Here is a 15,411-nt window from a genome sequence, read left to right as displayed (position 1 = left end):
CTGACATTTTTCTCTGCCGGCCCGGCCGGACCTGTACCGATTTGCCTTCTTCACCCGTTGTTTGACGCCCCTTGTCGGCTAACCCTGGCAACCGGAACGTGCGTCTGGCAGCGGGTCACTCTCTTGGAAGGCGGTCATTTGAAATCAGTGAATTCAAGAGGTTTGAACCCACATGTTGCTGATGATTGATAACTACGACTCCTTTACCTACAACGTTGTGCAGTACCTGGGTGAACTCGGTGCCGAGGTCAAGGTGGTGCGCAACGATGAACTGACGGTCGCCGAAATCGCCGCCCTGAACCCGGAGCGCATCGTGGTTTCGCCTGGCCCTTGCACGCCGACTGAAGCCGGTGTGTCCCTGGAAGCGATCAAATATTTCGCCGGCAAGTTGCCGATCCTGGGCGTGTGCCTGGGCCACCAATCCATCGGCCAAGCCTTTGGCGGTGATGTGGTGCGCGCGCGCCAGGTGATGCATGGCAAGACCAGCCCGGTGTTCCATAAGGACCTCGGTGTATTCCACGGCCTTAACCTGCCGGTGACGGTAACCCGCTACCACTCGCTGGTGGTCAAGCGTGAGACCCTGCCGGAGTGCCTGGAACTCACCGCCTGGACCCAACTGGAAGACGGCTCGGTCGATGAGATCATGGGCCTGCGCCACAAAACACTGAATATCGAAGGGGTGCAATTTCACCCCGAGTCAATCCTGACCGAGCAGGGCTACGAGCTGTTCGCTAACTTTCTCAAGCAGAGCGGCGGCACGCGCTAAGGACTTTCCATGGATATCAAGACTGCCCTGAGCCGTATCGTCGGCCACCTGGACCTGAGCACCGCTGAAATGAGCGATGTGATGCGCGAGATCATGACCGGCCAATGCACGGACGCGCAGATCGGCGCGTTCATGATGGCGATGCGCATGAAGAGCGAAAGCATCGACGAAATCGTCGGCGCCGTGTCGGTGATGCGTGAGCTGGCTGACAAGGTCGAACTCAAGACCCTCGACGGTGTGGTCGATGTGGTCGGCACCGGCGGTGACGGTGCGAATATTTTCAACGTGTCGACGGCGTCCTCCTTTGTGGTCGCGGCCGCCGGCTGCACCGTGGCCAAGCACGGTAACCGTGCGGTCTCCGGCAAGAGCGGCAGCGCCGACTTGCTGGAGGCGGCCGGCATCTACCTGAACCTGACGCCGGTACAAGTGGCGCGCTGCATCGACAGCGTCGGCATTGGCTTCATGTTTGCCCAGTCCCACCACGGCGCGATGAAACACGCCGCCGGCCCGCGCAAGGACCTTGGCTTGCGCACCCTGTTCAACATGCTCGGCCCGCTTACGAATCCGGCCGGTGTGAAACATCAGGTGGTCGGCGTGTTCAGCCAGGCGCTGTGCCGCCCGCTGGCCGAAGTGTTGCAACGCCTGGGCAGCAAGCATGTGCTGGTGGTGCACTCCAAAGACGGCCTGGACGAATTCAGCCTGGCGGCCCCGACCTTTGTGGCGGAGCTGAAGAACGACCAAGTCACCGAATATTGGGTTGAGCCCGAAGACCTCGGCATGAGAAGCCAGAGTTTGCATGGCCTGTCGGTGGAAAGCCCGGCGGCCTCGCTGGAGCTGATTCGTGATGCCTTGGGGCGTCGCAAAACAGAAAACGGCCAGAAAGCTGCCGAAATGATCGTACTGAATGCCGGTGCGGCACTCTATGCGGCAGACCATGCCTATAGTCTTAAAGAAGGTGTCGCGTTGGCTCATGATGCGCTGCACACCGGCCTGGCTCGCGAGAAGCTCGAAGAACTCGGGGCATTCACCGCAGTATTCAAGATGGAGAATGAAGGATGAGTGTGCCGACCGTTCTGGAAAAGATCCTGGCCCGCAAGGCTGAAGAAGTCGCTGAGCGCCGCGCGCGCGTCAGCCTGGCTGAGTTGGAAGGCCTGGCGAAAAGTGCCGATGCACCGCGTGGTTTTGCCAATGCCCTGATTGCCCAGGCCAAGCTCAAGCAGCCGGCCGTGATCGCCGAGGTCAAGAAGGCCTCGCCGAGCAAAGGTGTGATCCGTGAGCACTTTGTGCCGGCTGACATTGCCGTCAGCTATGAGAGGGGCGGCGCAACCTGTCTGTCGGTACTGACCGACATCGACTTCTTCCAGGGTTCCGACCTGTTCCTGCAACAGGCCCGCGCTGCGTGCAAGTTGCCGGTAATCCGCAAGGACTTCATGGTCGACCCCTATCAAATCGTCGAAGCCCGTGCCTTGGGCGCCGATTGCGTGCTGCTGATCGTCTCCGCACTGGATGACGTGAAGATGGCTGAGCTTGCGGCCGTGGCCAAAAGCGTCGGCCTGGATGTGCTGGTGGAAGTGCACGACGGCGATGAGCTGGAGCGTGCACTGAAAACCCTCGACACACCGTTGGTGGGGGTCAATAACCGTAACCTGCACACGTTTGAAGTCAGCCTCGAAAACACGCTGGACCTGCTGCCGCGTATTCCACGTGACCGCCTGGTGATTACCGAGAGCGGCATCGTCAACCGCGCTGATGTGGAACTGATGGAAATCAGCGGTGTGTATTCGTTCCTGGTGGGCGAGACCTTTATGCGCGCCGAGAACCCGGGGGCGGAACTGCAGCGTTTGTTCTTCCCTGAGCGCGGTGTGGCGGTTAGCGGCTCCACATTGGATTGATTTGAAACACAGTCAATGTGGCAGCTGGCTTGTGTGGGAGCTGGCTTGCCTGCGATAGCATCACCTGGGTGTAACTGATACACCCAGGTGTCTGCATCGCGGGCAAGCCCGGCTCCCACACTTGCCGGCTCCCACATTTGGAATGGGTTTGCGCAGTGAGGATGGCGCAATGATTAAGCCAGTCGCGATGACCGTTGAAGCAGGCCTCGCCGCCGAGCAAGACCTGCTGGCGGCCGTTTGCGCCGGTGAGCAGGCATTTGGACTGTTGTTCTGGCAGCCCAGTGATCAAGCATTGGTGATGCCGCGCCGCTTGAGCCGCCTGCCGGCGTTCGACGCCGCCAGCCAAGTATCAGACGAAGCCGGCTGGCCGGTATTGCTACGGGAAACCGGCGGTGAGCCGGTGCCGCAATCTGCCGCGACCGTCAATATCGCCTTGGTGTACGCGCCGCCGCGCAGCGAAGGCGATCAGGGCCGCATCGAAACCGGCTACCAGCGTTTGTGCCAGCCGATTTGTGACTTGCTGATCGAGTTGGGCGGCGATGCGTCCGTCGGTGAAATCGACGGTGCGTTCTGCGACGGTCGCTACAACGTCAACCTCAATGGCCGAAAAATGGTGGGCACTGCCCAGCGCTGGCGGCAGAGCGGTGGCCGCCCAGTGGGGTTGGTGCACGGCGCGTTGTTGCTGGATAACGACCGCGAGGCGTTGATTGCGGCAGTCAATCGCTTCAATGAGGCGTGCGGCCTCGACCAGCGAGTGCGTGCCGACAGCCATATCGCACTGCACGAAGTCTTTCCTGCGCCGGATGCGATCAGCCGGCTGGATACCTTGTACCGGCAGATGCTGGCCGGTTTTCTGCCAAGTTAACGCGTACCGAACACCACCATTGTCTTGCCTTTGACGTGCACCAGGTTGCGTTCTTCCAAGTCTTTGAGCACGCGCCCGACCATTTCCCGTGAGCAGCCGACAATACGCCCGATTTCCTGGCGTGTGACTTTGATCTGCATGCCGTCCGGGTGGGTCATTGCGTCAGGCTGTTTGCACAGTTCCAGCAGGCAACGCGCCACGCGCCCGGTGACGTCAAAGAACGCCAGGTCGCCGACTTTGCGCGTGGTGTCGCGCAGACGTTGGGCAATCTGACCGCTCAGCGCGTAGAGAATGTCGGGATCATGTTGGGCCAATTCGCGAAATTTCGCGTAACTGATTTCGGCAACTTCGCACTCAATCTTGGCGCGCACCCAGGCGCTGCGTTCCTGCTCTTTGCCGGCTTGTTCGAATAGCCCTAGCTCGCCGAAGAAATCCCCGGTATTGAGGTAGGCGATGATCATCTCGCGGCCGTCTTCGTCCTCGATCAGGATGGTGACCGAGCCCTTGATGATGAAGAACAGTGTTTCGGAGCGTTCACCCGCGCAGATGATGTTGTGCTTAGCCGGATAACGTCGGCGTTGGCAGTGCATCAGCAGCTTGTCGAGGTTCTTGATCTTGGGTGTGGGAGTAAGAGCAACCATGGTTGTATCCCGAAAAGACTGCACGGTGTGGTTGGATTTATTTTTATCCAGCGGGGTGGGCATTGATACACGCTGTACAAAGGATGGCAATGCGCCATTGAATTGGCGCCAGCTTACCAGACACATTCTGCCTCGATTAAGGAATTTACCCGGCAAACGTTGTCATTGATCGTTTTCAGGAAGAAAGCTGCTGCTTCGAGGCCCTGTGCTAAGCTGGCGACCCTTTTTTAGCAGTGGAGTCTGGGCGATGAAGGCACGCATCCAATGGGCGGGCGAAGCCATGTTCCTCGGTGAATCGGGCAGTGGCCATGTAGTGGTCATGGACGGCCCGCCGGAAGCCGGTGGCCGTAACCTAGGCGTACGCCCGATGGAAATGCTCCTGCTGGGTGTTGGCGGTTGCAGCAATTTCGATGTGGTCAGCATCCTGAAGAAATCCCGACAGGCTGTGGAAAGCTGCGAAGCTTTTCTGGAAGCCGAGCGCGCCACTGAAGATCCCAAGGTGTTTACCAAGATCCATATGCATTTTGTGGTGAAGGGCAGGGCGCTGAAAGAAGCTCAGGTCAAGCGTGCCATTGAGCTGTCAGCTGAGAAGTATTGCTCGGCGTCGATCATGCTCGGCGCAGCTGGTGTGGTCATCACTCATGATTACGAGATCATCGAGTTGGGTTGATCGCCAGTCGGCAAAAAAAGAAGGGCGCCTCGATGGCGCCCTTTTTTGTGGATCAGATTCGATGCACCTAAATTCGATAGGTGCTTTTGGTCATGACCTTGGCCAAAAGGCTCATGCCAAACCTGACCGGCGCCGGGAAGCGGAAACCGCCCGCATCCAGTGCGCTTTCGGCGTGGTGTTCTTCATCAATGCGCATCTGCTCAAGGATGGCGCGGGACTTTTCGTCTTCGGCCGGCAGTTGCTCAAGGTGCTCATCCAGGTGTTTGCACACCTGATGTTCGGTCGCGGCGACAAACCCGAGGCTGACCTTGTCGCTGATCAAGCCGGCAGCCGCACCGATACCGAACGATAAACCGTAAAACAGTGGGTTCAACACGCTGGGATGGCTACCCAGCTGGCGAATGCGCTGCTCGCACCAGGCCAGGTGGTCAATTTCTTCCTCGGCGGCATGTTCCATCGCTGCACGTACTTGCGGCAGCTTGGCAGTCAGCGCCTGGCCCTGGTACAGCGCTTGGGCACAGACTTCGCCGGTATGGTTGATACGCATCAGGCCGGCGACGTGGCGGGTGTCGATTTCGCTCATCTGCGCGTCAGGCTGCACGATGGCGGGCGATGGGCGGTACGGTTGGCCGCTGAACGGCAACAGCGTGCGCATGGCCATGTCGGCTTGCAGCAACAGGCGGTCAATCGGCGAGTAGTGACGTTGGGTAGTCATGCTGACCTCCGGGAGGAATCTCGGCGGCCAGTTTACCGCAAGAGAGGGCGAAGCGTTTGCGCTGAGTCAAGGGCATGAGGTCGCAGCCTGGGGCCACGACCTATGCAGCAAGGCTGATCAGCCCGGTGGCCAGTTCATCTGGCGCTGACCCAGTACGTGCATGTGGATGTGGTAAACGGTCTGGCCGCCATCCTCATTGCAGTTCATGACTACGCGAAAGCCTTTCTCGCAGCCTTGCTCCACCGCCAGCCGCTGAGCGGTGAACAGAATGTGGCCGGCCAGGGCTTTGTCTTCTTCGGTGAGGTCATTGAGGGTGCGAATCGGCTTTTTTGGAATGACCAAAAAATGCACGGGCGCCATTGGGGCAATGTCGTGGAAGGCGAGGACCTGGTCATCTTCGTAGATGATCTTCGCCGGTATTTCCCTGTTGATGATCTTGGTGAACAGAGTATCCACAGCTGTTTCTCCATTGTGAAAGTGCAGGGGAGTGTACCCAGCCAGTCAGCGTGGGCAATAGGCCTTGTTGATCGCGCCGGCAATCTTGCGCGTCAGCCAGCGTGGGCTAAAACGCGGGCTGAATGCCAGCCAGCGGTTGCGTCGGCCGGGAATGATGATGGCTTTGTTTTTTTCCAGTGCGCGAACGGTGTAGAGCGCGACTTCTTCCGGGCTCATCAACTGTTGGCTGCGGTCGAGCTTGGCGGTGTCCATTTGCGCGGTGCCGAAGAACGCGGTGCGCGTAGGGCCAGGGCACAGCACCGAGACCTGGATGCCGCAGGTCTTCAGCTCTTCGCGCAGGCCTTCGGAAAAGTGCAGCACATACGCCTTGCTGGCGTAATAGCTGCTCATCCAGGGGCCGGGCTGGAAGGCTGCAACCGAGGCAACATTGAGAATATGCCCGCCGCCCTGCAACGCCATGGCATTGCCCAGGGCATGGCACATGCGGGTCAGGGCGAGGATGTTGACTTCGATCAGGTCTTGTTCGGTCATCCAGTCCTGGGCCAGGAAGGGCCCGCTGGTGCCCATGCCGGCGCAGTTGACCAGCAGGTCGATCTGGCGCTCACCCTCTTCAAGTTCCAGCAGAAACCCGGACAAACGCAATGGCTCACCCAAGTCGCAGGCTCGAAACAGCACCTCGACGCCGAAGCGTTGAGTCAGTTCGATTGCAATGCTTTCCAACTGATCACGCTGGCGGGCTACCAGAATCAAGCTGCGGCCGCGACGGGCCAGTGCTTCGGCCAAGGCCAGGCCGATGCCGCTGGAGGCACCGGTGATCAGAGCGTAACGGGTCATGCCTTTCTCCATCGCAACGCCGCCGGGCCTGTGACAGAGGCATCACAGGCGGCGGGCGTTTCTTCACTGTTCTGGAGAGTCTACAGGTTCGGCCGCGTCGTCAGCACTTTGCGCGCCTTCTTCTTCATCAACGGTGACGCTTTGATCGGTGGCGTCATCGGAGGTGATGGAGCTGCTTTCGTAGCTGCTGTCCATGTTGGCTTCGAGCTGATTCAGGTAGCCGTTCATGCCCAGCGTCACCAGAATGGCGAGCATCACCGGAATGAACGCCAGCCACAGCGCGGCCAGCACTTTTACCGCTGTGGAGTTGCGCGGCGGCGGCGGGCCGTACTGGTTGGCGCCGGTATTGCCCGGCAGTACCAGCAACAGCAGTGGGAAAATGCTGTTTACGAACGGCACCAGGTTCAGGAAGTACAGCCAGCCTGACCACCCGAGGTCGTGCAGGCGCTGCACACCGATTTGCACACTGACCCAGACAATCGCTACAAACAATGCGAAACCCAGCAGCGAGCCAAGAATGACGCCCGCTGTTGGCGAGGCGGTCGCCACGGCGAAGCTAGCGGTGGAGATGATCCCCCCAATGACCAGCATCGCGATGGTCAGTACCAGCGTCCAGGCCAGGTAGCGCAGGCGGCCGATACGCCCGTGGATGGTGAAGACTTTGAGCGTCGAGTACTCCGCAGTGTTGTCACCCACAGCGGCACGCGGCGGTGCATAGGGCGAAGCGGCAGGACGTGAGAAGTCCGAGGCGCCGGAATCGGTCTCGTGCGCTTCGGCCAAGCTGAAGGCCACAGGTTGTTCAGGCTCGATACGGGCATCGACACCGGCGTTTTGCAGCGCGGTGAGGTAGGTTTCGGCGTCGGAACGCGACAGGTCACGCTTGAGCGCTACCGAGCGGCCGGTGAAGAGTTTCTCGATGGCTTCCACATCGCTTTTGAATAGCTCGGCGAGGTTCAATTTGGCGGTTGTGCTTTCGACACCCGGGAGCAAGGCTCCGTCAAACACAATCTTGAAACGGTTGTCGCTCATGCGGGCATCCTTGTCACTTAATCAGGAAGGGGAGTGCAGGTCGGCTTAATCAGCAGACCTGGCGGTGATCAACGCGGCCATTGTAACTGGGTGGCCTGCTCGCGCGCTTTGCGATATTCGGTATCCAGGCGCGCAATCAGTTCATCGACGCTGGGCAAGTCATCAATTTCACCGACGCCTTGGCCGGCGGACCATACCGTTTTCCAGGCCTTGGCCTCCTCGCTCAACGGCTTGAGCTTGGAACCAAAATTGACTTCACCTTTGCCCTGCAGGGCGGCGAGGTCGAAACCGGCGTTTTCCAGGCTCTGGCGCATAAAGCTGGCGGGCACGCCGGAGACTGCCGGAGTGTGCACGATGTCGGCAGCGCGCGATGTGAGCAGCATCTCTTTATACGCATCCGGGGCATGGCTTTCGGTGGTGCCGATAAAGCGTGTGCCGAAATAAGCCAGGTCTGCGCCCAGCAATTGGGCGGCGAGGATCTCGTGCCCATGGTTGAGGCAGCCGGCCAACAGCAGGGTTTTGTCGAAGAATTGGCGAATCTCTGCAATTAATGCGAATGGGCTCCAGGTGCCGGCATGGCCGCCTGCGCCTGCGGCCACGGCGATCAGGCCATCAACACCTGCTTGCGCGGCTTTTTCGGCATGGCGCCGGGTGGTGACATCGTGAAACACCAGGCCGCCGTAACTGTGCACGGCATCCACCAGTTCCTTCACCGCGCCCAGGCTGGTAATCACGATCGGCACCTTGTGCTCGACGCAGATCGCCAGGTCGGCTTCCAGGCGTGGGTTACTGTTGTGCACGATCAGGTTAACGGCATAGGGCGCGGGGTTGTCCAGTTGTGCCAGGCCCGCTTCGATTTCTTCCAGCCAGGCTTTGAAACCACTGCTTTCGCGCTGGTTGAGCGCTGGAAAACTCCCGACCACGCCATTGCGACAGCAGGCTAGGACCAGCTGCGGGTTGGAAATCAGGAACATCGGCGCAGCCACTACGGGCAGGCGCAGACGTTGTTCAAGCAAAGCGGGCAATGACATTGGAGGTACCCCGAGTGATTGAAGTTAAAACGGTTTGACCACGACCAAAATTACGATAGCCAGCAATATCAGAACCGGCACTTCATTGAACCAGCGATAAAAGACATGGCTGCGGGTGTTTTCGCCACGGGCGAAGCGTTTTACCTGCGCGCCGCACATATGGTGGTAGCCGATCAGCAGTACGACCAAGGTCAGCTTGGCATGGAGCCAGGCGCCGGATTGAAAGATGGCAGGGTTGAGGTAGATCAGCCAGCCGCCGAATATCAGGGTGGCGATCATCGCCGGACCCATGATGCCGCGATAGAGCTTGCGCTCCATGATGCAGAAGCGTTCTTTGCTGACGGTGTCCTCACTTTGCGCGTGGTAGACGAACAGGCGTGGCAGGTAGAACAGCGCGGCAAACCAGCAGACGACGCTGACGATGTGGAAGGCTTTGATCCATAGATAGAGCATTTCTAATTATTCCCAGGTTCACGGTAACTGAAGATAGTAGTGGCTCATGCGCCCGTACGTCACGTTGACGGTTGTCGCAGGACGATACGGCCCCTATTATCGACGGCTTTCCAGTGGGTTCGTTGAGGGCAGGTTTATGGTCAAGGTCGGTATCGTCGGCGGCACGGGTTACACCGGTGTCGAATTGCTGCGTCTGTTGGCTCAGCATCCGCAAGCTGAGGTGGTGGTCATCACTTCCCGATCCGAGGCCGGGCTGGCCGTGGCCGATATGTACCCGAACCTGCGAGGCCACTATGACGGCCTGGCGTTCAGCGTGCCGGACATCAAGACCCTGGGTGCCTGTGACGTGGTGTTCTTTGCCACGCCTCACGGTGTTGCGCATGCATTGGCTGGCGAACTGTTGGCGGCGGGCACCAAGGTCATCGACTTGTCGGCCGACTTCCGCTTGCAGGATGCTGATGAGTGGGCCAAGTGGTACGGCCAGCCACATGGCGCGCCTGAGTTGTTGGAAGAGGCGGTGTACGGCCTGCCGGAAGTCAATCGCGAGCAGATCAAGCAAGCGCGCCTGATTGCCGTGCCGGGTTGCTATCCGACCGCAACGCAGCTGGGTTTCCTGCCATTGCTGGAGGCCGGCTTGGCAGATACTTCGCGCCTGATCGCCGACTGTAAGTCGGGTGTGAGCGGTGCCGGTCGTGGGGCAGCGGTAGGTTCGCTGTACTCTGAGACGTCGGAAAGCATGAAGGCCTATGCGGTAAAAGGGCATCGTCACTTGCCGGAGATTCGCCAGGGGCTGCGTCGCGCCGCCGGTAAAGACGTGGGCCTTACCTTCGTGCCGCACCTGACGCCGATGATCCGTGGCATTCACTCCACGTTGTACGCCACCGTGGTGGATCGCTCGGTAGACCTGCAAGCCTTGTTTGAAAAACGCTACGCCAACGAACCGTTCGTCGATGTAATGCCTGCCGGCAGCCACCCGGAAACCCGTAGCGTGCGCGGTGCCAACGTATGCCGGATTGCCGTGCATCGTCCGCAGGATGGCGACCTGGTGGTGGTGCTGTCGGTGATCGACAATCTGGTTAAAGGCGCTTCGGGCCAGGCTGTGCAGAACATGAACATCCTCTTCGGCCTGGATGAGAAGTTGGGCCTGTCCCACGCTGGAATGCTGCCGTAAGGCTTGGCGACTGATTACAAAAGGCCCGTTGATCGGGCCTTTTGTGTTTTTAAGGGCCGCAGCGCAGATTGATATACCGTAACAATAGTTGACCGCTTTTCTAGGAGAAGCGGATAATGCCCGTCATTACGCATATGGCGGCGGTACGCCGGGAGATTATCAGCATGAGCGTTGAGTCCTTCACCCCCACGGCTTTGCAATTCACCCACGGTGCTGCGCACAAGGTGAAGAGCCTGGTCGATGAAGAGGGTAATGATCGCTTGAAGCTGCGCGTATTTGTTACGGGCGGCGGTTGTTCAGGGTTTCAGTACGGTTTTACCTTCGATGAAGATGTGGCCGATGACGACACCATCGTCGAGCGCGAGGGCGTCAGCCTGGTCGTGGACCCGATGAGCTTCCAATACCTGGCAGGTGCCGAGGTGGATTACCAGGAAGGTCTGGAAGGCTCGCGTTTCGTGATCAAGAACCCTAATGCCACCACGACGTGTGGCTGCGGGTCTTCGTTCTCGATCTGATCGACTGCGCGATACAAGAACGCCGCTTGGCTTTGATCGGCCAAGCGGCGTTTTGCTGTCTGCGAATTATGAAGACGTCAGGCCGGGTAGATCGCGCCCAGTACCCGCAGCCCGAGTGCGCCGGTGACGCTGGGGCGGTTGGCGGCGATGCCTTCGAGGCAGCAATGCGCCAGCCAGGCGAAGGCCATGGCTTCGACCCAGTCAGGATCGACGCCATAAGTGGCGGTGCTGCTGACCTGGGTGGAAGGCAACAGTGCCGCCAGACGACTCATCAGTGCGGCGTTATGTGCGCCGCCGCCACAGATCAGCAGGGTTTCGGTGTCGGTCTGTGCGGCTTGCAGGGACTCGACGATGGTGAGTGCCGTCAGTTCAAGCAGGGTTGCTTGCACATCCTGGGGTTGCAGTGCTGGCAATCGACCGAGGTGGAGTTGCAGCCATCCCAGGTTGAAGACTTCTCGGCCGGTGCTTTTTGGGCCTTTAGTCAGGAAGAAGGGATCGCTGAGCAGGGCGTTGAGTAGTTGAGCCTCGACCTTGCCACTGGCCGCCCATTGGCCGTCGCGATCAAAGTGCTCACCACGTTGATGGTGAATCCAGGCATCCAGCAGCACGTTGCCCGGCCCGCAGTCAAAGCCGGCTACGGGCTTGCCCGTCTCGATCAGGCTGAGGTTACTGAACCCGCCGACGTTCAATACGGCACGGTTGCCGCTGTGTTCGCCAAATAATGCTTCATGAAAGGCGGGTACCAGCGGCGCGCCTTGGCCGCCAGCGGCCACATCACGGCTGCGGAAATCGCTGACGACGGTAATGCCTGTCAGTTCGGTCAGCAGGGCGGGGTTGCCAATCTGCACGGTAAAACCTCGAGCAGGTTCATGGCGGATGGTTTGGCCGTGGCTGCCAATCGCGCGGATGTCCTGAGGCTTGAGGTTCTGTTGTTCCAGCAAAGCATGGATGCCCTGGGCGGCAAGTGTCACCCAGTGCTGCTGGACGATTGCCGAGCGGGCGATCTCGTCCGGGCCGCTGGCGCATAGGTTCAGCAACTCAGCACGCAGGCTGTCGGGCATCGGGATGTAGTGCGTGGCGATCAGTTTGATCGCCGGGTCTTGTTCGATCAGGGCGATATCCAGGCCATCAAGGCTGGTCCCGGACATCACACCTATATAGCGCGGCATACCTTAGCGCTTCGCCGAGGCCAGCAGGGTAGAGCGCTCCTGGTCCATGCGTGCCATCAGCGGCTGGCTTTGCTGCAGGAAGCGGGCCCGCTCGGCTTTGGCGATCGGGTCGGCCATCGGCAGCTTCTGGCCCAGTGGGTCAACGTGGACGCCATTCACCTGGAACTCATAGTGCAAGTGCGGACCGGTGGACAGGCCGGTGGTACCGATATAACCGATTACTTGGCCTTGCTTAACGTTGCCGCCCGTCGACACGCCCTTGGCGAACCCTTGCATGTGGCCATACAGCGTACGGTAGGTGTTGCCGTGCTGGATGATCACAGTATTGCCGTAGCCGCCGCGACGCCCGGCCAGCAGAACCTTGCCGTCACCGGCCGCCTTGATTGGCGTGCCACGTGGGGCGGCATAGTCGACGCCTTTGTGGGCGCGGATCTTGTTCAGGATCGGATGCTTGCGCCCCATCGAGAAGCGCGAGCTGATGCGGGCGAAGTCCACTGGCGTGCGGATGAAGGCCTTGCGCATGCTGTTGCCATCAGCCGTGTAGTAGCTGCTATTGCCTTGTTTGTTGGTGTAGCGCACTGCGGTGTAGGTCTTGCCGCGGTTGGTGAAGCGTGCGGACAGGATATTGCCAGTGCCGACGACTTTGCCGTTGGCGACTTTCTGCTCGTAGATCACGTCGAATTCGTCACCCTGGCGGATGTCCTGGGCGAAGTCGATGTCGTAGCCAAACACACTGGCCATGTCCATGGTCATGCTGTGAGACAGGCCCGCGCGGGCGGCCGATTGCGACAGGGAGCTGTTGATCACGCCGTGTACGTAGGCGGAGCGCATAACCGGTTTGGTGGTGGTGCGGTTGAAAGCGAAGCCTTTGGCGCCCTTGGTCAGGGTGATGCTTTCGAGGTCGCTGACACTGCTGTGCAGGTTGTTCAACTGGCCGTTGGGCGACAATTCGAATTCAAGTTTCTGGCCGTGTTTGAGCTGAGTGAATTGTTTGGCTTGTTTATCGCTGGCCAGCACCTCATTAACAGTGGCAGCTGGCAGGCCGACCTTCTCGAACAGGGTCGACAGCGTGTCGCCTTTGGCCACGATCACTTCGCGGTGCAGCGGGTTCTTGGCCGCGGGCGGCTCTTGGGTGGCTTGTTGAGTGTCCCCAGGCGTGCTTTCTATCTGTGCGAACGGCGACTCAACAGGTGCATTTGTGGCTTGTTGCACGTCGGCAGCGTCTTGATCTTGTGTCAGTTGGTCAACTGGACTTTCCAAGTCAAGGCTCAGGGACGTTCGTTTGGCTTCTACGTCACTGGAAGGGAATACCAGGAGTGCCAGGCTGAGAAGGGCGGCGATACCACTTGCGGCGAGCAGGTGGGTCTTCGGGTAAAGCGGCGGCGCTTTAGACGGTTCTGTGGTCATAAGTAGTTTTTGACTTTAAAGATGAAATGGAAAAGATGAATGACATGATGAAGATGAAATAACTGTATAAAATATAACCAAATCATCTGTGGCGCAAGCTCGCGAACGCTGGGCTTGCTGAACGGTGTCCGTGCGCAGGGCAAAACTTGTAATTAGTCCCTGATCTTGTATGGTTGGTTCCCTTTTGAATCTGAGCCTTGCGGGTCTGTTATGAAGTCGGTTGAAGAGCAGCTAGCGCTGATAAAACGTGGTGCGGAAGAACTGTTGGTCGAGGCTGAGCTGATCGAAAAGCTCAAGCGTGGCCAATCCCTGCGTATTAAGGCTGGCTTCGATCCTACGGCGCCGGACCTGCACCTGGGTCATACCGTGCTTATTAATAAGCTGCGTCAGTTCCAGGAGCTGGGGCATCAGGTCATCTTCCTTATAGGTGACTTCACTGGGATGATCGGCGATCCGAGCGGCAAGAGCGCGACGCGTCCGCCGTTGACCCGTGAACAGGTTCTCGATAATGCCGAGACCTATAAGACCCAAGTGTTCAAGATTCTCGATCCAGCCAAGACCGAGGTGGCGTTCAACTCCACCTGGATGGACCAGATGGGCCCGGCGGACTTCATTCGCCTGACATCCCAGTACACCGTGGCGCGCATGCTTGAGCGTGACGACTTCGACAAGCGTTACTCCACCAACCAGCCAATTGCGATTCACGAGTTCTTGTACCCGCTGGTTCAAGGGTATGACTCGGTGGCGTTGCGCGCGGACGTTGAGCTGGGTGGCACTGATCAGAAGTTCAACCTGCTGATGGGGCGTGAACTGCAGCGTGCATACGGGCAAGAGGCTCAGTGCATTCTGACCATGCCGTTGCTGGAAGGGTTGGATGGCGTCAAGAAGATGTCCAAGTCTTTGGGTAACTATGTCGGTATCCAGGAAGCGCCGGGTGTGATGTACGGCAAGCTGGTTTCTATTCCTGATGCGCTGATGTGGCGTTACTTCGAGCTGTTGAGCTTCCGCTCGATGGACGAGATCAATGCGCTGCGTGCTGAAGTCGAGGCGGGCGCCAATCCGCGCGACGTGAAGATCAAGCTGGCGGAAGAAATCGTTGCGCGCTTCCATGGTGAAGAGGCTGCGGCGAGTGCTCATCGTGCGGCAGGTAATCGCATGAAAGATGGCGAGCTGCCGGATGATCTGCCGGAGATCGAGTTGACCGCTGCTGAGGCGATGCCGATTGCCGCTGTCCTTAATAAGGCTGGCCTGGTGAAGAACTCGGCAGTTGCTCGCGATCTGTTGGGCTCCGGCGGTGTGCGTATAGATGGTGAGGTTGTAGATCGCACCTTTATATACGAGCTAGGCGCGACCCACGTTTGCCAGGCCGGGAAGAAGGCATTTGCGCGTATTACGCTCAAATCCGAATAAACCTGAAATTAAGTGTTGACGGCGTTTTGTATCTGTCTATAATTCGCCCCACTTCCGGCGCAGTCGAAACGGAAAACTCCTTGGTAAACAAAGAGTTATGCAGAATTCGACAGCGGTTCGCTTCAGTTAATCGAAGTCCAGAAGGAGTTGGTAGAGCAGTGTTGTTTGGCTCTATTAACGTTTCGATCTTCTCGGTCGAAAGCGGAGAAAAAGAGGTGTTGACAGCAGCGTGTAACGCTGTAGAATTCGCCTCCCGCTAACGAGAGATCGGAAGCGCAAGTGGTTGAAGTTGTTGAAGAAATCTTCGAAAACTTCTGAAAATAATCACTTGACAGCAAATGAGGCTGCTGTAGAATGCGCGCCTCGGTTGAGACGAAAGATCTTAAC

At 58.8% G+C, this 15,411-nt stretch carries 17 protein-coding genes; 8 read left to right on the top strand and 9 right to left on the bottom strand.

From position 1 onward, the window contains the following. Window positions 1-172: 172 nt before the first annotated feature. From K0P33_RS29230 to K0P33_RS29215, 4 genes are all read left to right on the top strand, one after another. On the top strand, window positions 173-766 hold the full coding sequence (locus tag K0P33_RS29230) for an aminodeoxychorismate/anthranilate synthase component II (RefSeq protein ID WP_094951420.1): 594 nt from the start codon (window positions 173-175) through the stop codon (window positions 764-766). A gap of 9 nt (window positions 767-775) precedes the next feature. Then, entirely contained in the window at window positions 776-1,825 is a 1,050-nt protein-coding gene (gene trpD / locus K0P33_RS29225; RefSeq protein WP_242152991.1) for an anthranilate phosphoribosyltransferase, read from the top strand. Continuing rightward, window positions 1,822-2,658, top strand: a complete 837-nt coding sequence (trpC, locus tag K0P33_RS29220) for an indole-3-glycerol phosphate synthase TrpC (RefSeq protein ID WP_094951422.1) — start codon at window positions 1,822-1,824, stop codon at window positions 2,656-2,658. The genes trpD and trpC overlap by 4 nt, the downstream gene beginning before the upstream one ends. A gap of 169 nt (window positions 2,659-2,827) precedes the next feature. After that, window positions 2,828-3,523: a lipoate--protein ligase family protein gene (locus tag K0P33_RS29215; protein ID WP_242152988.1), complete on the top strand. Its 696-nt coding sequence runs from the start codon at window positions 2,828-2,830 to the stop codon at window positions 3,521-3,523. Here K0P33_RS29215 and crp read toward each other — a convergent pair. Further along, window positions 3,520-4,164 (bottom strand): cAMP-activated global transcriptional regulator CRP, encoded by a 645-nt coding sequence (gene crp, locus K0P33_RS29210; RefSeq protein WP_094951424.1) that lies wholly within the window; start codon window positions 4,162-4,164, stop codon window positions 3,520-3,522. The genes K0P33_RS29215 and crp overlap by 4 nt on opposite strands. 247 nt (window positions 4,165-4,411) lie before the next feature. Here crp and K0P33_RS29205 point away from each other — a divergent pair, with 247 nt between their 5' ends. Then, complete coding sequence (locus K0P33_RS29205; RefSeq protein ID WP_003194686.1) at window positions 4,412-4,834, top strand: OsmC family protein; 423 nt, start codon at window positions 4,412-4,414, stop codon at window positions 4,832-4,834. 67 nt (window positions 4,835-4,901) lie between these two features. On the opposite strand, the gene coq7 is transcribed toward K0P33_RS29205, so the two are convergent. The 6 genes from coq7 to hemJ all read right to left on the bottom strand — a co-directional run bounded on the left by coq7 (window position 4,902) and on the right by hemJ (window position 9,352). Further along, window positions 4,902-5,549, bottom strand: a complete 648-nt coding sequence (gene coq7 / locus K0P33_RS29200; protein ID WP_242152985.1) for a 2-polyprenyl-3-methyl-6-methoxy-1,4-benzoquinone monooxygenase — start codon at window positions 5,547-5,549, stop codon at window positions 4,902-4,904. A gap of 117 nt (window positions 5,550-5,666) precedes the next feature. After that, window positions 5,667-6,005, bottom strand: a complete 339-nt coding sequence (locus tag K0P33_RS29195) for a histidine triad nucleotide-binding protein (RefSeq protein WP_003210943.1) — start codon at window positions 6,003-6,005, stop codon at window positions 5,667-5,669. A gap of 45 nt (window positions 6,006-6,050) precedes the next feature. Further along, on the bottom strand, window positions 6,051-6,839 hold the full coding sequence (locus K0P33_RS29190) for an SDR family oxidoreductase (protein ID WP_094951425.1): 789 nt from the start codon (window positions 6,837-6,839) through the stop codon (window positions 6,051-6,053). 63 nt (window positions 6,840-6,902) lie between these two features. Next, window positions 6,903-7,868: a DUF805 domain-containing protein gene (locus K0P33_RS29185; RefSeq protein ID WP_242152982.1), complete on the bottom strand. Its 966-nt coding sequence runs from the start codon at window positions 7,866-7,868 to the stop codon at window positions 6,903-6,905. 68 nt (window positions 7,869-7,936) lie between these two features. Next, a complete protein-coding gene (locus K0P33_RS29180; protein WP_242152980.1) occupies window positions 7,937-8,899 on the bottom strand; it encodes a nitronate monooxygenase family protein in 963 nt (320 codons plus the stop codon). Window positions 8,900-8,923: 24 nt separating this feature from the next. Further along, window positions 8,924-9,352 carry a protoporphyrinogen oxidase HemJ gene (gene hemJ, locus K0P33_RS29175; RefSeq protein WP_094951428.1) on the bottom strand — a complete coding sequence of 143 codons (429 nt, stop codon included), beginning with the start codon at window positions 9,350-9,352 and terminating at the stop codon, window positions 8,924-8,926. A gap of 136 nt (window positions 9,353-9,488) precedes the next feature. Between hemJ and argC the strand changes: the two genes are divergently transcribed. Both argC and erpA read left to right on the top strand, forming a co-directional pair. Continuing rightward, on the top strand, window positions 9,489-10,523 hold the full coding sequence (gene argC / locus K0P33_RS29170; protein WP_064454365.1) for an N-acetyl-gamma-glutamyl-phosphate reductase: 1,035 nt from the start codon (window positions 9,489-9,491) through the stop codon (window positions 10,521-10,523). Between the two features lie 164 nt (window positions 10,524-10,687). Then, window positions 10,688-11,038: an iron-sulfur cluster insertion protein ErpA gene (gene erpA / locus K0P33_RS29165; protein ID WP_003176443.1), complete on the top strand. Its 351-nt coding sequence runs from the start codon at window positions 10,688-10,690 to the stop codon at window positions 11,036-11,038. A 77-nt stretch (window positions 11,039-11,115) separates the two neighbouring features. On the opposite strand, the gene K0P33_RS29160 is transcribed toward erpA, so the two are convergent. Then, complete coding sequence (locus K0P33_RS29160; RefSeq protein ID WP_094951429.1) at window positions 11,116-12,207, bottom strand: anhydro-N-acetylmuramic acid kinase; 1,092 nt, start codon at window positions 12,205-12,207, stop codon at window positions 11,116-11,118. A gap of 3 nt (window positions 12,208-12,210) precedes the next feature. Beyond that, a complete protein-coding gene (locus K0P33_RS29155) occupies window positions 12,211-13,614 on the bottom strand; it encodes a peptidoglycan DD-metalloendopeptidase family protein (protein WP_094951430.1) in 1,404 nt (467 codons plus the stop codon). Between the two features lie 210 nt (window positions 13,615-13,824). On the opposite strand from K0P33_RS29155, the gene tyrS reads away from it, so the two are divergent. Further along, window positions 13,825-15,024, top strand: coding sequence for a tyrosine--tRNA ligase (tyrS, locus tag K0P33_RS29150; RefSeq protein WP_094951431.1), 1,200 nt, complete (start codon window positions 13,825-13,827; stop codon window positions 15,022-15,024). Window positions 15,025-15,411 lie beyond the last annotated feature (387 nt).

Origin of the sequence: Pseudomonas sp. ArH3a (assembly GCF_022648765.1) — a bacterium.
Lineage (GTDB): Bacteria > Pseudomonadota > Gammaproteobacteria > Pseudomonadales > Pseudomonadaceae > Aquipseudomonas.
This window is presented reverse-complemented; position numbering and strand designations above follow the sequence as displayed.